The sequence below is a fragment of the Niveibacterium umoris genome (genome assembly GCF_014197015.1).
Classification (GTDB): Bacteria; Pseudomonadota; Gammaproteobacteria; order Burkholderiales; family Rhodocyclaceae; genus Niveibacterium; species Niveibacterium umoris.
Genome location: NZ_JACIET010000001.1, coordinates 1,971,083 through 1,989,767, shown reverse-complemented (window position 1 = coordinate 1,989,767; position 18,685 = coordinate 1,971,083). Strand labels below are relative to the sequence as shown.

At 64.9% G+C, this 18,685-nt stretch carries 17 protein-coding genes and 1 tRNA gene; 11 read left to right on the top strand and 7 right to left on the bottom strand.

From position 1 onward, the window contains the following. Window positions 1–37: 37 nt before the first annotated feature. Both GGR36_RS08970 and GGR36_RS08965 read left to right on the top strand, forming a co-directional pair. A complete protein-coding gene (locus tag GGR36_RS08970) occupies window positions 38–628 on the top strand; it encodes a malonic semialdehyde reductase (protein ID WP_183634257.1) in 591 nt (196 codons plus the stop codon). 9 nt (window positions 629–637) lie between these two features. Continuing rightward, a complete protein-coding gene (locus GGR36_RS08965) occupies window positions 638–925 on the top strand; it encodes a 4a-hydroxytetrahydrobiopterin dehydratase (RefSeq protein WP_183634256.1) in 288 nt (95 codons plus the stop codon). Between the two features lie 65 nt (window positions 926–990). Here GGR36_RS08965 and GGR36_RS08960 read toward each other — a convergent pair whose 3' ends face one another. Beyond that, window positions 991–2,262 carry an O-acetylhomoserine aminocarboxypropyltransferase/cysteine synthase family protein gene (locus tag GGR36_RS08960; protein WP_183634255.1) on the bottom strand — a complete coding sequence of 424 codons (1,272 nt, stop codon included), beginning with the start codon at window positions 2,260–2,262 and terminating at the stop codon, window positions 991–993. Between the two features lie 222 nt (window positions 2,263–2,484). Here GGR36_RS08960 and rpsF point away from each other — a divergent pair, with 222 nt between their 5' ends. The 4 genes from rpsF to rplI are packed head-to-tail and all read left to right on the top strand — an operon-like array spanning window position 2,485 to window position 3,942. Then, on the top strand, window positions 2,485–2,862 hold the full coding sequence (gene rpsF / locus GGR36_RS08955; RefSeq protein ID WP_183634254.1) for a 30S ribosomal protein S6: 378 nt from the start codon (window positions 2,485–2,487) through the stop codon (window positions 2,860–2,862). A gap of 28 nt (window positions 2,863–2,890) precedes the next feature. Further along, the gene (gene priB, locus GGR36_RS08950; RefSeq protein ID WP_183634253.1) at window positions 2,891–3,193 is read left to right on the top strand and encodes a primosomal replication protein N; all 303 of its coding nucleotides are present in this window, start codon (window positions 2,891–2,893) and stop codon (window positions 3,191–3,193) included. A 2-nt stretch (window positions 3,194–3,195) separates the two neighbouring features. Next, a complete protein-coding gene (rpsR, locus tag GGR36_RS08945; protein WP_183634252.1) occupies window positions 3,196–3,471 on the top strand; it encodes a 30S ribosomal protein S18 in 276 nt (91 codons plus the stop codon). A gap of 21 nt (window positions 3,472–3,492) precedes the next feature. Continuing rightward, window positions 3,493–3,942 carry a 50S ribosomal protein L9 gene (gene rplI / locus GGR36_RS08940; RefSeq protein WP_183634251.1) on the top strand — a complete coding sequence of 150 codons (450 nt, stop codon included), beginning with the start codon at window positions 3,493–3,495 and terminating at the stop codon, window positions 3,940–3,942. Window positions 3,943–4,030: 88 nt separating this feature from the next. Here rplI and GGR36_RS08935 read toward each other — a convergent pair whose 3' ends face one another. From GGR36_RS08935 to rplU, 5 genes are all read right to left on the bottom strand, one after another. Then, window positions 4,031–5,362 (bottom strand): FAD-dependent oxidoreductase, encoded by a 1,332-nt coding sequence (locus GGR36_RS08935; protein WP_183634250.1) that lies wholly within the window; start codon window positions 5,360–5,362, stop codon window positions 4,031–4,033. 129 nt (window positions 5,363–5,491) lie between these two features. Then, window positions 5,492–6,607, bottom strand: coding sequence for a glutamate 5-kinase (gene proB, locus GGR36_RS08930; RefSeq protein ID WP_183634249.1), 1,116 nt, complete (start codon window positions 6,605–6,607; stop codon window positions 5,492–5,494). Window positions 6,608–6,610: 3 nt separating this feature from the next. Next, window positions 6,611–7,768 (bottom strand): Obg family GTPase CgtA, encoded by a 1,158-nt coding sequence (gene cgtA / locus GGR36_RS08925; protein ID WP_183634248.1) that lies wholly within the window; start codon window positions 7,766–7,768, stop codon window positions 6,611–6,613. A gap of 134 nt (window positions 7,769–7,902) precedes the next feature. After that, window positions 7,903–8,166 carry a 50S ribosomal protein L27 gene (rpmA, locus tag GGR36_RS08920; protein ID WP_172197560.1) on the bottom strand — a complete coding sequence of 88 codons (264 nt, stop codon included), beginning with the start codon at window positions 8,164–8,166 and terminating at the stop codon, window positions 7,903–7,905. An 18-nt stretch (window positions 8,167–8,184) separates the two neighbouring features. Further along, window positions 8,185–8,496: a 50S ribosomal protein L21 gene (rplU, locus tag GGR36_RS08915; protein WP_183634247.1), complete on the bottom strand. Its 312-nt coding sequence runs from the start codon at window positions 8,494–8,496 to the stop codon at window positions 8,185–8,187. Window positions 8,497–8,667: 171 nt separating this feature from the next. Between rplU and GGR36_RS08910 the strand changes: the two genes are divergently transcribed. Both GGR36_RS08910 and GGR36_RS08905 read left to right on the top strand, forming a co-directional pair. Next, the gene (locus tag GGR36_RS08910; protein WP_183634246.1) at window positions 8,668–9,636 is read left to right on the top strand and encodes a polyprenyl synthetase family protein; all 969 of its coding nucleotides are present in this window, start codon (window positions 8,668–8,670) and stop codon (window positions 9,634–9,636) included. Window positions 9,637–9,655: 19 nt separating this feature from the next. Further along, window positions 9,656–9,732 (top strand) — tRNA-Pro (locus GGR36_RS08905). Window positions 9,733–9,789: 57 nt separating this feature from the next. Here GGR36_RS08905 and glnE read toward each other — a convergent pair. Next, on the bottom strand, window positions 9,790–12,474 hold the full coding sequence (gene glnE, locus GGR36_RS08900; protein ID WP_183634245.1) for a bifunctional [glutamate--ammonia ligase]-adenylyl-L-tyrosine phosphorylase/[glutamate--ammonia-ligase] adenylyltransferase: 2,685 nt from the start codon (window positions 12,472–12,474) through the stop codon (window positions 9,790–9,792). A 55-nt stretch (window positions 12,475–12,529) separates the two neighbouring features. Between glnE and GGR36_RS08895 the strand changes: the two genes are divergently transcribed. Genes GGR36_RS08895 through tldD form a run of 3 tightly spaced genes read left to right on the top strand, consistent with a single transcriptional unit; the run spans window position 12,530 to window position 18,685 of the window. Further along, on the top strand, window positions 12,530–16,420 hold the full coding sequence (locus GGR36_RS08895) for a YhdP family protein (RefSeq protein WP_183634244.1): 3,891 nt from the start codon (window positions 12,530–12,532) through the stop codon (window positions 16,418–16,420). Continuing rightward, window positions 16,417–17,223, top strand: a complete 807-nt coding sequence (locus GGR36_RS08890; RefSeq protein ID WP_338086647.1) for a carbon-nitrogen hydrolase family protein — start codon at window positions 16,417–16,419, stop codon at window positions 17,221–17,223. The genes GGR36_RS08895 and GGR36_RS08890 overlap by 4 nt, the downstream gene beginning before the upstream one ends. Window positions 17,224–17,233: 10 nt before the next feature. After that, a complete protein-coding gene (gene tldD / locus GGR36_RS08885; protein WP_183634243.1) occupies window positions 17,234–18,685 on the top strand; it encodes a metalloprotease TldD in 1,452 nt (483 codons plus the stop codon).

The window sequence follows — 18,685 nt, the reverse complement described above, 5'->3', positions numbered from 1 at the left end:
CTGCGCGGCAGCCCACGAGGAGAGAGGAAGCATCCGCATGACCGAACCGCTCGATACGCTTGCGCTGGACCAGTTGTTCAACCACGCGCGCACCCATAGCGCCTGGCTCGACAAACCGGTCGCGCCGCAGTTACTGCACACGCTCTATGACCTGTTGAAGATGGCACCGACCTCGGCGAACTGCTCACCGGCGCGCATCGTGTTCGTGCAGTCGCGCGAGGCGAAAGAACGCCTGAAACCGGCTCTGGACGAAGGCAACCGTGCCAAGACGATGGCGGCGCCGGTGACCGCGATCGTGGCGCACGATCTGCGCTTCTACGACCAGCTCGGTTACCTTTACCCGCATGCCGACGCAAAGGCATGGTTCGAGGGAAACGAAGAGAAGATCGGCACCACTGCCTTCCGCAACGGTACCCTGCAAGGCGCCTATTTGATCGCGGCGGCGCGGGCACTGGGGCTCGACTGCGGTCCGATGTCCGGCTTCAACAACGATATGGTGGATGAGCTGTTCTTCGCTGGCACCGCCTGCAAGAGCAATTTCCTGGTGAATCTGGGCTATGGCGACGTGAGCAAGCTTCACCCGCGCAGCCCGCGCCTGGCGTTCGACCAGGCCTGCAAGATCGTGTGAGGGACGAGCATGGCCATTCCACGACTGACCGATACCGAACGCGCAGCAGCGCTGCCGTCTTTGGCCGGCTGGACGCATGAGCCGGCGCGTGATGCGCTGGTCAAGCATTTCAAGTTCCGCGATTTCAGCGAAGCCTGGGGTTTCATGAATCGCGTTGCCCTGCTTGCCGAAAAGCACGACCACCACCCGGAATGGCACAACGTATACAACCGGGTAGAGATTTTGCTGACCACGCATGATGCCGGAGGTCTCTCGGCCCGCGATATCGCGATGGCGCGCGCTATTGACGCGCTTTAGGCGGCCTCAGACTGAAATGAAAACGGGCACCTTCGGGTGCCCGTTCGTTTTGAGGCGGATTCCGATCAGGCCGCTGCGAGCGCCTGGTCCAGATCGGCGATCAGGTCGTCGATGTGCTCGATGCCGACCGACAGGCGCACCGTGTCTTCGGTGACACCGGCTTTGGCCAGTTCGGCAGGAGACAGTTGGCGGTGCGTGGTCGAGGCCGGGTGACAGGCGAGCGACTTGGCGTCGCCGATATTCACCAGCCGCGTGAAGAGTTGCAGCGCGTCCTGGAAGCGTGCGCCGCCGTCGCGGCCCCCTTCGACGCCAAAGGTGAGGATGCCCGACGGGCGGCCACCCATGTACTTCTGTGCCAGCGCATGGTCACTGTGATCGGCGAGGCCCGCGTAATTCACCCACTTCACCTTGGCGTGGCCCTTCAGGTATTCGGCAATCTTGCGGGTGTTCGCGGTGATGCGGTCCATCCGCAGCGCGAGGGTCTCGATGCCCTGCAGGATCATGAAGGCGTTGAAGGGCGAGATCGCAGCGCCCATGTTGCGCAGCGGCACCACGCGTGCACGACCGATATAGGCGGCCGGGCCGAGCGCCTCGGTGTAGACCACGCCGTGGTACGAGACATCGGGTTCATTGAGGCGGCGGAAGCGCGCCTTGTGATCGGCCCATGGGAATTTGCCGGAGTCGACAATCGCCCCGCCAATCGAGTTGCCGTGGCCGCCGAGGTACTTTGTCAGCGAATGCACCACGATGTCGGCGCCGAATTCGATCGGACGCAGCAGGTAGGGCGAGGGCACGGTGTTGTCGACGATCAGCGGGACGCCGTGGCGGTGCGCGATTTCCGCGATCGCTTCGATGTCGGTGATGTTGCCGAGCGGGTTGCCGATCGATTCGACGTAGACCGCCTTGGTCTTCTCGTCGATCAGCGCTTCAAACGAGGCAGGGTCGCGGTAGTCGGCAAAGCGCACGTTGATGCCGTACTGCGGCAGCGTGTGGGCGAAGAGGTTGTACGTCCCACCATACAGCGTGGCGGCGGAGACGATGTTGTCACCCGCTTCGGCGATCGTCTGGATCGCATAGGTAATCGCCGCCTGACCGGACGCCAGTGCCAGCGCGGCGATACCGCCTTCGAGCGCTGCGATGCGCTTCTCCAGCACGTCCTGCGTCGGGTTCATGATGCGGGTGTAGATGTTGCCCGCCACCTTCAGGTCGAACAGGTCGGCGCCGTGCTGGGTGTCATCGAAGGCATACGCAACGGTCTGATAGATCGGCACGGCGACCGCACGGGTCGTCGGGTCCGGGGAATAGCCGGCGTGCACTGCAAGGGTTTCGAGCTTCATCCGAATCGTCTCCAGGTGGCAGGAACAAGCGGCGGAGTATAGGTGGCGCGGACTGTGCGGCTATTGCGATTTCTCGCAAAGCATTTGCACGCATGCCGCAATTTCAGCCGCGTTGCTGTGAACTTGAAAAAAATCAGGGGGTTGTATAAAATCGTGGGTTCCCTTGCTCCACCGGTTTCGCATGCCGGGGGGCTGTGATTCACGCAACCGCAAGGAGTATCCATGCGACATTATGAAGTTGTGTTCATCGTCCACCCGGACCAGTCCGAACAGGTCCCGGCGATGATCGAGCGCTACAAGGCGCTCGTCACCCAGCGTGGCGGCCAGATCCATCGTCTTGAAGACTGGGGCCGTCGTCAGCTGGCTTACCCGATCCAGAAGGTTCACAAGGCTCACTACGTCCTGATGAACATCGAGACGGATCAGGAAGCGCTCAATGAACTCGAGCACGCGTTCAAGTTCAACGACGCCGTCCTGCGCCACCTCACCATCAAGATGAAGAAGGCCGTGACTGCACCGTCGCCGATGATGAAGGACGAAAAGTCCAAGTCCTTGACCTCGGCGCCTGTGGCCGAAGAGGCCAAGCCGGCCGAAGCCTGAGTCACCTGAACCCCAACGCCTGGAGGTGATGCGCAACGTACTGGTTCTCGATGGAGTGATCGCCGAATGTGGCGTGCTCCGCAGGACCCCGGCAGGAATGCCGGCGCTCGAATTCAGTCTTGAACATGTCTCGCGACAGGTCGAAGCCGGAATCGAACGGGAAGTGCGATGCGAAGTTTCAGCTCTGGCGCTCGGTGATGCAGCCCTTGCAGGGCAGGCGTACCGACCGGGTGACAGTGTGACGCTCACCGGCTTTCTCGCAGCGCGCAGTGCGCGGCACAAGGGGCTGGTGATGCATGTGAATACGATCGAAAAATTGGAAGGGAACTGAAAATGGCTTTCAGACCGAAAAAGAAAGATGACAAGAAGGGCGGCAACCGCCGCGGCGGGCTCTTCAAGCGTCGTAAGTTCTGCCGCTTCACGGCAGAAAAGGTCGAGATGATCGACTACAAGGACGTCGATGTCCTGAAAGAATTCGTGACCGAAACCGGCAAAATCATGCCGGCTCGCATCACCGGTACCAAGTCTGGCTACCAGCGTCAGCTGCAGGCTGCGATCAAGCGCGCCCGCTTCCTGGCCCTGCTGCCGTTCTGCGACCTGCACGATTAATCGGGTCGGAGAGGAATCACCATGCAAATCATTCTGCTCGAAAAGGTCATCAACCTCGGCAACCTCGGCGATGTCGTCAAGGTCAAGGACGGTTATGCCCGTAACTTCCTGATCCCGAACGGCAAGGCCAAGCGCGCCACCGCCGAGAACCTCGCTGCCTTCGAAGCGCGCCGCGTCGAGCTCGAGCGCGTTGCCGCTGAGAAGCTGGCCGCCGCCCAGGAGCTGGCTGGCAAGCTGGATGGCACCACGGTGCAGATCGTCCGCAAGGCCGGTGTCGATGGTCGTCTGTTCGGCTCTGTGACCAACGCCGATGTCGCCGAAGCGCTCAACGCGCAAGGCTTCTCGGTCGAAAAGGCCGCGGTTCGCATGCCGCTGGGCCCGATCAAGGCCATCGGTGACAACGCACTGCAAGTCGCGCTGCACACCGACGTGCTGGTCAACGTGACGGTGTCGGTGCTCGGCGAGAACTAAGCCGAACCCGTTGCTGCATGTGAAACGGCCCGCTTTTGCGGGCCGTTTTCTTTTGCGGGGACCCGGCCGTGTAGCAGGCCGCCTGCAATCAATGCAGTTTGATGCGCGGATTGCGCATGCGATCGATCGCCTCTACCCAGGTCGCGAGCCAGGTGCGGAACATGCCGTTGATCGCGACCTGGTGCTTCTTGTAGAGCGACCAGTACATCCACTTCGCGAACAACCCCTCGATGAAGACGCCGCCACTGGCGATGCGACCCATCAGGCTGCCGACGGTGCTGTATTCGCCCAGCGACACCAGCGAGCCGTGGTCGTGATAGCGGAAGGGGAGTCCAGGCTTGCCCGCCAGCGCACGCGGAATCGTTTTGGCGAGCAACAGGGCTTGTTGATGCGCGGCTTGTGCGCGCGGCGGCACCATCGTCTTGCCGCTGTCGTCCATCGGGCAGGCCGCGCAGTCGCCCATCGCGTAGATCGCAGGGTCGCGCGTGCTGCGCAGGGTTCGGTCGACGACCAACTGGTTGATGCGATTGGTTTCCAGCCCATCGATTTCACGCAAGAAATCTGGCGCCTTGATACCGGCCGCCCACACCGTCAGCCCGCTGGGTATGAACTTGCCGCTGCCCATTTTGACGCCCTCGGCGCTGACCTCGACCACCTTCTCGTTGGTATGCAGATCAATGTCGAGCTTGCGCAGTTCGAGCGATACCGCCGATGAAACACGCTCGGGCAACAGGGGCAGGATTCTGGGTGCGGCGTCGACGATCGTGATCTTCAGATCGCGTTCCGGGTGCACGTTCTCCAGGCCGAAGCTGGCCATGATTCGGGCAGTCATGTGGAGCTCTGCCGCCAGCTCAACCCCGGTTGCGCCGCCGCCGATGATCGCGACGGTGAAGCGCCCTTGACCGAAGCCCTGTGCGCCCGCCTGTGCCCGGATCGATGCATCGATCAGCTTGCGGTGGAAGTGCAGGGCGGCGGTCGGTGAGTCCAGCATGATGCTGTGCTCGCGCGCGCCAGGGGTACCGAAGTCGTTTGTCTGGCTGCCTAACGCGAACACCAGCGTGTCGTACGGAAGGGTCGATTCGGGGAGCAGGACCTCGCCTTCGAGCGAACGAACCGGCGCGAGGCGGATTTCCTTGGCGGCACGGTCAAGTCCGGTGAACTCGCCCTGGCGGAAGCGAAAGTGATGGCGACGCCCGAGCGCAAGGTATTCGATCTCGTCGGCGTGGCTGTCCAGCGTGCCCGCTGCGACCTGGTGCAACAGCGGTTTCCAGACGTGGGTGCGGCCCCTGTCGACCAAGGTGATCTCGGCCTGTCCGGGCTTGCCGAGCTTGTCGCCGAGTTTGACTGCGAGTTCCAGCCCGCCGGCGCCTCCGCCAACGATGATGATGCGATGGCGGCTCTGCGTCTGTGCCTGTGTCACGATCGGGTCTCCGGTTCAGCTGGGCGGGGCCGGAGACTCTATCGGCAATGTACGCGCGACGACAATCGAATTTGATGATCGACGCATCGCTCCCCTGAATCCCGCCGCAAGCTGCGCCGGGATTGGCGCTCAGAGCAGAACGAGGTTGTCGCGGTGGATCAGTTCCGGCTCGTCCACGTAACCGAGGATGCTTTCGATCTCGTGGCTGGCATGGCGCGCGATGCGGGCCACTTCACGGCTCGCGTAGTTGCACAGGCCGCGCGCAATGGCGCGCCCATCCGGGCCGACACAAGCGACGGCCGAGCCGCGGCCGAATTCACCCTCGACCGACACGACGCCGACCGGAAGCAGGCTGCGGCCGGCCTCAAGCGCGCGCACTGCGCCGGCATCGAGCGTGAGCGTGCCGGCAAGCTGCAGGTGGTCTGCAAGCCACTGTTTGCGTGCCGCCAGCGGTGAGCTGGATGCGAAGAGCAGGGTGCCGAGGGCTTCGCCTTTGGCCAGTCGCAGCAGCGCATCGGGCTCACGACCGCTGGCGATGCAGGTGTGGGTGCCGCTGCGGGCGCCGCGCTGCGCCGCGCGCACCTTGGTGATCATGCCGCCGCGCGAGATGCCGGTGCCGGCGCCGCCGGCCATTGCTTCCAGCGTGGTGTCTTCGGCGCGCGCCTCGGACACCAGGGTCGCGTCCGGATCTTTCCGCGGGTCGGCGGTGTAGAGGCCTTGCTGGTCGGTCAGTATGATCAGCGTGTCGGCTTCGATCAGGTTTGCGACGAGTGCGCCGAGGGTGTCGTTGTCGCCGAACTTGATCTCGTCAGTGACCACCGTGTCGTTCTCGTTGATGATCGGCACGACGCCCAGATCGAGCAAGGTGGCGATCGTCGAGCGCGCGTTGAGATAGCGTGTGCGATCCGACAGGTCTTCATGGGTCAGCAGGACTTGTGCGGTTTTCAGGCCGTGCGCCGAGAAGACGCCCTCGTAGGCCTGTGCGAGGCCCATCTGGCCGACCGCGGCAGCAGCCTGAAGGGCGTGAGTTTCGTGCGGGCGGGTCGTCCAGCCGAGCCGTTGCATGCCGGCGGCGATCGCGCCGGACGATACCAGCACGATCTGGCGCCCTTCGCGGCGCAGCGCCGCGATCTGCCGCGCCCAGTCTTCGAGGGCTGCCAGCGCGAGTCCGCGCCCGTTGTCTGTCACCAGTGCGCTGCCGACCTTGACTACCAGCCGGCGGGCTTCGCGGATCTGCTCGCGCATCGCTTACTTGTCCTCGTCTTCGTCCGTGTCGTCGTCCAGCGTCTCATCGCCGTCGTCCTCGCCCGCCGCGGCAGCCAGGATTTCTTCCGCGGTCGGGCCGACGGGTTCGGCCGGCAGGCCTTCTTCATCCTCGTCCGCGTAATCGGGCTTGGGCTGGGCGTCGAGGAAGTCCTGGATCGCCAGGATCAGCGACCGGCAGTTCTCGCCGTTGATCGCGGCAATCGAAAAAGTGCGCTCGACTTCGCCGTACGCGTCGAGAAAGGCCTTGATGCGCGCATCACGCTCGTCCTCTTCCAGCAGATCGATCTTGTTGATGATCAGCCAGCGCGGCTTGGCGGCGAGTTCCGGGTCATACTTTTCGAGTTCGCCCACGATCGCTTTGGCTTCGCGCACCGGGTCGGTATCCGGATCGAAAGGGGCGATGTCCACCAGATGCAGCAACACGTTGGTGCGCGCCAGGTGGCGCAGGAAGCGGTGCCCCAGGCCCGCGCCGTCGGCCGCACCTTCGATCAGGCCCGGGACGTCGGCGATCACGAAACTGCGGCCTTCGTCGGTGCGTACGACGCCGAGGTTGGGGTGCAGCGTCGTGAACGGATAGTCGGCGACCTTTGGTTTTGCCGCGGATACGGCCCGGATAAAGGTCGACTTCCCGGCATTCGGCATCCCGAGCAGGCCAACGTCCGCGAGCACCTTCAACTCAAGATGCAGGCTGCGGCGTTCGCCGGGTATGCCCATCGTCTTCTTGCGCGGCGCACGGTTGGTGGCCGTCTTGAAGTGCAGGTTGCCCAGGCCGCCGCGGCCGCCGCGCGCGATGACCACACGCTTGCCGTCGCGGTTCATGTCGGCTACGCGCTCGCCGGTTTCCGCATCGCAGATGATGGTGCCGACCGGCATGCGCAGGATGATGTCCTTGCCGCCTTTGCCGAAGCAGTCCTTGCTGCCACCGTTCTCGCCACGCTCGGCGCGGAACGTGCGGGTAAAGCGGAAGTCGATCAGGGTGTTGATGTTGCGGTCGGCAACAGCAATGACATGGCCGCCGTGGCCGCCGTCGCCGCCGTCAGGTCCGCCTTTCGGGATGTACTTCTCGCGCCTGAACGAGGCCATGCCGTTGCCGCCATCACCGGCGAGGACATCAATGCGGGCTTCGTCGAAAAATTTCATGCGTTTCTCCTTGCACCGCAGACAGGTAATCGTACCCGCGTGGATACGATCGCCTCTCTGCAGTGTGATCTGCCGCCATCAGAAACAAAAAAGCCCTATCACGCGGATAGGGCTTTTGCGTCCGACAGCAATGATTACTGCTGGGCGGGCACCACGGTGATGGTGCGGCGGCGGCTCGCGCCCTTGATCACGAACTGAACGACACCGTCGATCTTCGCGAACAGGGTGTGATCCTTGCCGATACCGACATTGTCACCCGGGTGGTATTCGGTGCCGCGCTGACGAACAAGGATGTTGCCTGCCAGCACGAACTGACCGCCGTAGCGCTTGACGCCAAGGCGTTTCGATTCCGAGTCGCGGCCGTTACGCGAACTACCGCCGGCTTTTTTGTGTGCCATGTGCGTGACTCCCCGTTATCAGGCCGAGATCGCTTCGATGCGAAGCTCGGTGTAGTTCTGGCGATGCCCCTGATGCTTCTGATAGTGCTTGCGACGGCGCATCTTGAAAATCGTGACCTTGTCGTGACGACCTTGAGCGATCACGGTGGCCTTGACGGCAGCACCAGCAACCACAGGCGTGCCGATCTTCACCGACTCGCCTTCACCCACGGCCAGAACCTGGTCCAGGGTGATCTCAGCGCCAACGTCCGCAGGTATCTGTTCTACCTTGATCTTTTGGCCGGCGGACACGCGATACTGCTTGCCCCCGGTTTTTACGACCGCGTACATGTTGACTCCGTTCTTTACGAACAACTACGTGGAAAAGCCCGCGACTCTAACTCGGCGGCGAACGTAAGTCAAGGTTTTCTATCGGGTTTTTGCCTTGGCCGAAGCCCGTGCTCCTTGACTCGCCCGCTTTCGCTTTCTAGCATTGCGTCTTTTGCCACGCACGGCCGCACCTTGTCGACCCAAGAACTCTACGCGCCGATCGCTGCCGACATGGCCGCTGTCGATGGCGTGATCCGCGAGCGTCTCCACTCCGAAGTCGTGCTCATCCGGCAGGTTGCCGAGTACATCATCGCTGCCGGCGGCAAGCGACTTCGTCCTGCATTGCTGCTTTTCGTGGCAAATGCGCTCGGCTACCGCGGCACGCATCACCATGAACTTGCGGCCGTCGTGGAGTTCATTCATACCGCGACATTGCTGCACGACGATGTGGTCGACGAATCTTCGTTGAGACGCGGCAACAGCACCGCCAACGCGATGTTCGGCAATGCGGCGGCAGTGCTGGTCGGAGACTTCCTGTATTCGCGCTCCTTCCAGATGATGGTCGGCGTCAACGACATGCGCGTGATGCGTGTCCTGGCCGATGCGACCAATGTCATCGCCGAAGGCGAAGTGCTGCAACTGCTCAACGTTCGCAACGCGGACGCGAGCGTCGAAGACTATCTGCGCGTCATCCGCTACAAAACGGCCATGCTGTTCGAGGCTGCAGCGCGTCTTGGCGGCATCCTGGGCGGGCTTGACGAGGCGGGGCAGGAGCAGTTGGCTGCGTTCGGTCGTCACCTTGGAACGGCATTCCAGTTGGTCGATGACGTGCTCGACTATTCGGGCGACGAGGCCAGCACCGGCAAGCATCTGGGTGATGACCTCGCCGAGGGCAAGCCGACGTTGCCGCTGATCCATGTGATCCAGCACGGTGCACCCGAGCACGCGGCCGCGGTTCGTGCCGCCATCGAACATGGCGGGCGCGATTCGTTTCCGCAGGTCATTGCCGCGATCCGCGCAACCGATGCCCTTGAGCGCACGCGCGCTGCAGCGCGCGCGGAGGCGGACGCCGCAAAGTCCGCCCTTTCGGTACTCCCCCCTTCACTTTTCAAGCAAGCACTGCTACAATTGTCGGACTTTGCAGTTGCAAGAGATCACTGATCTGCGCGACTCAGCAACTCGGGGTGTAGCTTAGCCTGGTAGAGCGCTACGTTCGGGACGTAGAGGCCGGAGGTTCGAATCCTCTCACCCCGACCAGGTTTCAAAAAAACGCCGGCTTAATCGCCGGCGTTTTTGCGTTCTGCGCACTGTCTTTCACGCGTTCCGCTTGAAAACTTCGATCCAGAGTGTCGTGATCGCATCACGTTCGGCTTGTGCGCTGCCTTCCGGCACGCGTGCCGTGTGACCGTTGAGGCGGAAGCGATGCTGCTGGCGTCGCAGGCTTCGGTAGGCATCGGCCGCCGCCTTCGCGCGTGCCTCGTCCAGCAGTCCCAGTTCGCCCGCAATGCGGGCCAGCGCTATGTTCCCCAGGTTTGCGACAAGGCGCGGGTGCGCGTGCGCATGGCCCAGCACCAGATACTGGATGATGAACTCGAAGTCGATCAGGCCACCGGGGTCGTCCTTGATGTTGAAGTAGCCGTCGCGGCTGGCATGGTTGTCGAGCATCTTGCGACGCATCGCGATGACGTCTTCGGCAAGCTTGTCCAGATCGCGCGGGCGCCGCAGGATCTCCTCGCGCTCGGCCTCGAATGCGCGCCCGACCGCGGCGTCGCCGGCGACGAAGCGGGCGCGCGTCAGGGCCTGGTGTTCCCATAGCCAGGCCGCGCCCTCCTGGTACTGGCGGAAGGCTTCGAGCGAGGTGACCAGGAGGCCGGATTCGCCGTTCGGGCGCAGGCGGGTATCCGTTTCGAACAGGATGCCGGCAGATGTGCGGCTCGACAGCCAGGTCAGCATGCGCTGCGCGAGTCGGGCGTAGTTTTCAGAAGCAGACTGATCTTCGTCATCGTAGAGGAAGATGATGTCCAGGTCCGACGCGTAGCCCAGTTCCTTGCCGCCGAGTTTGCCGTAGCCGATCACCGCGAAGCGGGGCGTTTCGATGTGGCGCTGGCGCAGCTTGCGCCAGCACTGGCGCAGCGTTTCTTCGAGCACCACATCGGCCAGCGCCGAGAGGTGGTCGCCGATCGCTTCCACTTCCCACTTGCCCGCCAGATCCTGATGCAGGATGCGGAAGACCTGGGCATGGTGCTGCTCGCGCATCAGGTCCATCTGCCGCTCGATGTCGGGTTCGACGGCGTCGAGTTCGCTGCGCAAATGTTGTGCGAATGCTGGCCAGTCGGGCGCCGCGTCGAGTTCGCGGGCGTCCAGCAGTTCGTCGAGCAGGATCGGGTGCGTCGTCAGGTACTCCGCGGCCCACTGCGAGGCCGAGGCGAGCTCCGCCAGGCGCAGCAGGGTCTGCGGATATTGCAGCAGCAATGCGAGGTAGGCGCCGCGCCGGCTGATCGTTTCGAGCAGCGTGAACAGGCGGGAGAGGGTCTCGTCCGGATTGGGGCGCGCGGCGCAGGCTTCGATGATGCGCGGGATCAGCCCATCGAAGCGCGCGCGGATGGTTTCCGGCAATTGCCGGTAGCGCGTGCCTTCGCGCAATTGCAGCAGGCGGTCCGCGGCGGCGGTGGCATTGCGGAACTGCAGGCTCTCGAACCGCGCAACTGCATGTTCCGGCGTGATCGTCGCATCCCACAGTTCGTCGAGTGCGTGATCGTCCTGATTCGGGTCGCCGCAGGCGGCCTGGAAACAATGGCTGACGAACCGGCGGTGGATCTCCAGTTGCGCCAGCATCTCGGCCTCGCTGGCATAGCCCATCGCCGTCGCGATGCGTGCGCGGTCGTCCGGCGTCGCCGGCAGATCGTGCGTCTGCGCATCGTCGAGGTACTGCAGGCGGTGCTCCATCCGGCGCAGGAAGACGTAGGCTTCTTCCAGCAGCGCCACCGCGTCGAAATCAAGCACCCCGCGATCGGCGAGCGCTTCGAGTACCGGCAAGGTTGGCTTGATCTGCAGGCCGATATCGCGACCCCCGCGGATGATCTGGAAGACCTGCGCGGTGAACTCGATCTCGCGGATGCCGCCGGGGCCAAGCTTGATGTTGGTCGCCATCTCGCGCCGCGCGACCTGCGCGCGTATCTGCGCGTGCAGCGCCCGCAAGGCGTTGATCGCGCCGAAGTCGAGGTATTTGCGGAACACGAAGGGGCGCGCGATCGCGGCCAGCGCGTCATGGCCCGAGCCGCACAGGGGCCGCGCCTTGATCCACGCAAAACGCTCCCATTCCCGGCCCTGCGTGATGAAGTAGTGCTCCAGTGCTTCAAAGCTTGATACCAGCGGGCCGGAATCGCCATTGGGCCGCAGGCGCATGTCCACCCGGAACACGAAGCCGTCTTCGGTCACTTCGCCGATCGCAGCGATGATCTGGCGCCCGAGGCGGGTGAAGAATTCGTAGTGGGAGAGCGGGCGCGGGCTGACCGTGTCGCCGTCTTCCGGATACACGAAGATCAGGTCGATGTCGGACGAGACGTTGAGTTCGCGCCCACCGAGCTTGCCCATGCCGACCACGGTCAGGCGCATCGCGTTTCCGTCGGCGTCGCGCGGCTCACCGTGCCGGGCCCACAGCGCTTCATGCAGGATCTCGTGGGCGTGGTTGATGGCGACTTCCGCCAGTCGCGTCATCGTTTCCGTGACTTCGGACAAGGGCGCGAGCCCGAGCAGGTCGCGCGCGGCGGTGTGGCACATCACCCAGGTCCGCAGGCGCCGCAAGGCCGGTTTGAGCGTGGCTTCGTCGGGCGCCTCGCGTTCCAGGAAGCGGCGCATGGCGTCTGCGCTCAACGGCGCGTCGAGCGATGTGCACAGCAATGGCGCCAGCCAGTCACGCGCGGCCAGTTCGCGCGCCAGATATCGACTTGCTGCCAGGGCAGGGGCAAGCCGTTCAGTCAGTTCGCCGACGGTTTCCATGGGGCCTCGGATCAGCTTTCCAATAGAATTCGGATTCGCATCGAAACACGATACGGTGCGTGTGCACCGATTGTATTCGCCGGTTCCGATGCTGCCCTCGTATTTCCGCTTCCAGCTTTCCCGCCTGGCACCCGCCGGCCCGCGTACCCAGTGGGTGCGCCTCGTCTTTCGCCTCGCGGTGGCGGCCTACTTTGTTGCCGGGCTGGGGCTGCTGGCCGCGCGCTACCTGGTGTTGCCGCACGCGGGAGAGTGGCGCCCCGAGGTGGAGCGGCAGGTGTCGCGTGTCATCGGCCTGCCGGTCGCGATCGCGCATCTCGATGCGGATTGGGATGGCCTGCGACCGCGCTTGCGCCTGCGCGGCGTGACGCTCCACGATGCCAGTGGTCACCCGGCGCTGCGACTGGCGGCGGTCGATGCGTCGCTGTCGTGGCGCAGCATCGTTGCGGGTGCGATTCGCCTGCGGCGCCTCACCATTGATCGACCGGAACTGACGCTGCTTCGCAGGCCGGATGGTCGCGTGGAACTCTCAGGCTTTCCGGCCGGAAGTGGCGATGCTGCCGACTTGAAGTGGGTCTTCGAGCAGCCCGCGATCGTCATCCGCAATGCGCGGCTCACCTGGATCGATTCGCAACGAGGCGCCGATCCGCTGGTGCTCGAACAGCTCAACCTGCGCCTTGAAAACAGCGACAACAGCCATCGCTTCGGCATCACTGCCGTGCCGCCGCGCACGCTCGCCTCGCCCATCGACTTGCGCGGACGCCTCGATGGGGATGCGTCGCTCACGCCGACGCGCTGGTCCGGCGAAATTTTTGCGAGTGTGGATCGCGCTGACCTTGCCCGCAGCGCGCAGTGGGTGGACTGGCCGGTGCATGTCGCGGCTGCGGTGGGTGGCCTGCGCCTGTGGGTCAGTGTGGCGGACGGGCAGCCCGTCGCGGCCGCCGCCGACCTTGCCTTCCGCGATGTGTCGGTGACGCTCGCGCGCGATGTATTGCCGCTCGAACTCAAACGCCTTGCCGGGCATGTAGAAGGTTCGCAGCGGGGCGGCACGCTGAAACTCCTCGCCCGGCAACTGGCGGTGCAGACCGGCGAAGGGCGCGCCGTCAGGCCGGTGAGCTTCAGCATCGAGCACATCGCGGGTCGCGACAAGCGCGAGGCCCAGGGCAAGTTCACCGGGCGCCAGCTCGACGTGCCCGCGCTTGCCGCCCTGGCGCGGCATCTTCCGCTGCCGCAAGGCTGGGCGCAGCGCCTTGCGGCGTTTGCGCCGCAAGGGGTGTTCGAACAAATGGACCTCTCCTGGCGCGGCGAGGATGGCGTGCCTGCGACCTACCACGCTGCCGCCCGTTTCAGCGGGCTGGGTGCCGCGCCACAGGGTTTACTGCCGGGTGGGCAGGGTTGGGCGGGCACGGTCGATCTTGATGAGCGTGGCGGCCGTTTCGATCTGCGGGTGAACAAGGGGTCGATTGCCTTGCCCGCGGTATTCGAGGACGGCGAGATTCCGATCGACCAGGCCGAGTTCGCGGGGGACTGGGAGTTGCGCGGCGGCGAAGCCAGCGTGCGTCTGAAACAGGGGCGCTTCAGCAACGCGGACGCTGCGGGCAGCGCAAGCGGCGTGTGGCATTCGCGCGGCGACGGACCCGGCGTTATCGATCTGGAGGCGCGCCTGGGTCACGCGCAGGGGCGTGCAGTGTGGCGTTACATGCCTTTGGTGGTGGCGGCGGACGTGCGGCACTGGTTGCGCGATGCCATCTCCGAAGGTGTCGCCGACGACGCCAAACTCGTACTCAAGGGCGACCTCGCGCGCTTCCCCTTCGTCGGCGACCCCTCGGGCGCCTTTACGGTGGATGCTCGGGTCAAGGGTGTGCGACTGATGTACGCACCGGACTGGCCAGCGATCGATGCTATCGAAGGCACGCTGAAGTTCGATCGTGCGCGCATGGAGATCCACGCCGACCGCGGCGCCGTGTTCGATGCCAAGGTTTCGCAGGTGCACGCAGTGATCCCCGACCTCGACCACGGCATGCTCGCGCTGGAGGGTCGGGCGGCCGGGCCGACGCGGGAGTTCCTGCGCTTCGTCAATGCCAGCCCGATCGGCAACAAGTTCGGCTACTTCACCCGTGGCGTCGAGGCGGTGGGCGATGGCGCACTCAAGCTGCACCTCGCGGTGCCGCTGGCCGATGCGGCGAAGACCACGACAAGCGGCGAGTTCCAGTTCACCAATAACCGCTTGAGACTCCTGCCGCGTTTCCCGCTGCTCGAATCGGCGAACGGGCGCTTCGCCTTCACCGAGTCGCGCTTTGCGATTCCGGACGCCAGCGGAATCTTCATGGGGACGCCGGTGCGGGTGCGCGGCGATACGCGTCGCGACGGCGCGGTCGACATCGAAGCGCGCGGCAGCGTGGCGATGCGGCAACTGGCGCTGCAGTTTCCCTCGCCGCTGTGGGACCACCTCGCTGGCGAAACGCCGGTCACCGCGCATGTCGTGGCGCGCGAGCACGACGTCTCGCTCGGGCTTGAATCGAGCCTGCTGGGCGTGGCGTCGAGTCTGCCCGATCCCTTCAATAAATCGGCGGGGCAAGCGCAGCCGATGAAGCTTGACTGGCGCTGGTTCAACGGTGGCCCGCTCACGCGGCAGAGCGTGGAAGGCAGTCTGCCCGGCCGCGCCCGGGTGCGCCTGGACTTGAACGAGGCGGCCGACGGTGCTCATGTGACGCAAGGTGTGCTCGCATTGGGGGATGCCGACACCGCATTGCCGGCGCGCGGGCTTGCGCTGCGCGCGCGCCTGGGTCGCCTGGATCTGGATGCCTGGGCGTCGGCCTTGGGGCATGCGGGGACAGATGAGGGGGCGCCGCCCTTCGACAGTCTCGACGTGCAGGCGGGCGATCTCGTTCTCAAGGGGCTGCGCTTCCATGATCAGGGCCTGGTGGCGCAACGCGACGGGTCGCTCTGGAATGGTCAGCTGAAAGGGCCGGCCGCGGCCGGCGAGCTTTCAATCGACACGCGCGGCGCCGGCCGCATCAACGCGCGCCTGTCGCGTCTGGCGCTGCTGCCGGTGACACGGGTTCGCGAGCGCGTGTTGGCCGAACGCAATGCGCAGGGGGTCGTGCGCATGCCGCAGATCGACGTCAGGGTCGCTTCGTTCGCCCATTCCGCGCGCGAACTGGGGGCGCTTTCCCTGCACGGGGCGCCCGATGGCGATGACTGGCTGCTCGATCAACTGACGCTCAGCAACGACGACGGCAAGATTTCGATGAGCGGTGCCTACCTGTTCGGGCGCACTCGATTGCGCTTTGAACTCGACGCCCGCGACGCAGGCGCGCTGCTCGGCCGGCTCGGGCATGCCGGCCTGCTGCGCCGCGGAGAAGTCAATGCGAAAGGATCGCTTGACTGGAAAGGCCCACCCGAAGCGCCGGATCTTGCGTCGCTGTCAGGGCAATTCGAGCTGAAAGTCGAAGCCGGCCAGTTCAGCAAGTTCGAACCCGGCATGGGTCGGCTGCTCGGCGTGTTCAGCCTGCAGTCGCTGCCACGCCGTGCGACCCTCGATTTCCGCGACATCTTTTCCGAAGGATTCGCCTTCGACACCGTTTCCGGTAGCATGAAAATCAGCGCCGGCGTGCTTCGGACCGATGATCTGGCGATCCGGGGCCCGGCGGCACGGGTGCGCATGCAGGGGAGCGTCGATCTTGCCGCGGAAACGCAGCAACTTACGGTGCAGGTGCAGCCTACACTGTCGGAAACCGTGGCGTTGGGGGCTGCGCTGGGCCCGGCGATCGGTACGCTCAACCCGGCGGTGGGCTTGGTCGCGTTTCTTGCGCAGAAGGTGCTCAGCGATCCGATCGAGCACATGTTTTCCTACGAGTACGCGGTCGACGGCAGTTGGGCCGAACCGCGTGTCCGCAAGCTCTCTGGCGCGCCCGCGCGCGCTCAACCGAATCGGAGTGAACCGTGAGCGAACGATTCCGTGTCGCAGCCGTGCAGATGATTTCGGGGCCGGACGTCGCCGCGAACCTGCGCGAGGCCGATCGTCTGATCGGCGAGGCCGCCGCGGGGGGCGCCGGTCTGGTCGTGCTGCCCGAGTACTTCGCGCTGATCTCGCCGGATGAGCAGGCCAAGCTCGCGTTGCGCGAAGCCGAGGGCAAGGGGCCCTTGCAGGACTTTCTCGCCGATGCGGCGAGGCGCCACAAAGTATGGCTGGTCGGCGGCACGATTCCGCTGACGGGCGATGCCGACGACAAGGTGCGCAATGCGGTGCTGGTGTATGACGATGGCGGTCATCGCATTGCGCGCTACGACAAGCTGCACCTCTTCGGCTTTCGCAAGGGCGACGAGGTCTACGAGGAGTCGCGCACGATCGAAGCTGGCGCGGAGATCGTCACCTTCGACGCCCCGTTTGGCCGTGTCGGCCTCGCGGTGTGCTACGACCTGCGCTTCCCGGAGCTCTTCCGCGCGATGGGCGATCTCGCGCTGATCGTCTTGCCGGCGGCGTTTACCGAAACCACCGGCCGCGCGCACTGGGAAGTGCTGCTGCGCGCCCGCGCGGTCGAGAACCTGTGCTATGTACTGGCCAGTGCGCAGGGCGGTGAGCACCCTGGTGGTCGTCGTACCTGGGGCGACAGCATGTTGATCGACCCGTGGGGCGAGGTGATCGACCGATTGCCGCGCGGCGCAGGGGTCGTCGCGGGTGACATCGATACCGCGCACCAGCGCCAATTGCGCGAGAGCCTGCCCGCGCTGCAGCACCGCCGACTTTGACTGGATAGACATGACAACGAGCACACACGAACGCCCGATCGATACCGCCGAACGCCTGCTGCTGGCGCCGGGGCGCCTGAACCTCGCTTCGCTCGAACGCTGCTTCGGGACACTGCGGGCGCATCGCCTCGACTACGCCGACCTTTACTTCCAGTACCAGCGTTCGGAAGGCTGGAGTCTGGAAGAGGGCATCGTCAAATCGGGCAGTTTCAGCATCGAGCAGGGCGTCGGCGTGCGCGCGGTGAGCGGCGAGAAGACCGCCTTTGCGTATTCGGACGACATCAGCGTTGCGGCCCTCGACGCGGCTGCGACCACCACCCGCGCGATCGCGGCAGCGGGCGCCAGCGCCGTGGTGCCCTTGCGTACGGGCAAGGCGATGCAGGCGCTGTACCCGGCGGCCGATCCGATCGGTTCGCTGCCGGACGCCGACAAGGTGCGCTTGCTTGAACGCATCGAACAGATCGCGCGCGGCCTCGATACCCGCGTGTCGCAGGTGATGGCCTCGCTCGCCGCCACCTGGGAAGTGGTGCTGGTGGCGCGATCCGATGGCCACATGGCGGCGGACGTGCGGCCGCTGACGCGCTTGTCGATCGTCGTGATCATGGAAGAGAGCGGACGCCGCGAGCAGGGATCTGCGGGCGGCGGCGGGCGCCACGACTATGGCGCGTTCACCGACGACGTGCTGCGTGATTTCGCGCAGAAGGCGGTGCATCAGGCCAGTACCAATCTGGGTGCGCGGCCTGCACCGGCCGGCATGATGACAGTGGTGCTCGGCAATGGCTGGCCGGGCATCCTGCTGCACGAGGCGATCGGCCACGGGCTCGAGGGCGATTTCAATCGCAAGGGCAGTTCGGCTTTTGCCGGCCGCATCGGCGAGCGTGTCGCAGCGAAGGGCGTCACCGTGGTGGATGACGGCACCCTGCCGGGGCGCCGCGGTTCGCTGACCATCGATGATGAAGGCAACCCGACCCAGCGCACCGTGCTGATCGAAGACGGCATCCTCACCGGCTACATGCAGGATATGACCAATGCACGCCTGATGGGGGTGGCGCCGACCGGAAACGGCCGTCGCGAATCTTTCTCGCACCTGCCGCTGCCGCGCATGACCAACACCATCATGCTGGCCGGCGAGCGCGACCCGCAGGAGATCATCGCCTCGGTCGATCGCGGCCTGTACGCGGTGAATTTCGGCGGCGGCCAGGTCGACATCACGTCCGGCAAGTTCGTCTTTTCGGCCGCCGAGGCCTGGATGATCGAGAACGGCAAACTCGCGTATCCGGTCAAGGGCGCGACCCTGATCGGCAACGGTCCAGATGCGCTGACGCGCGTGTCGATGATTGGCAATGACCTCACGCTCGACCCCGGTGTCGGCACCTGCGGCAAGGAAGGGCAGAGCGTGCCGGTTGGCGTCGGCCAGCCGACCTTGCGGCTTGACGGGCTCACTGTCGGCGGAACCGCTTGA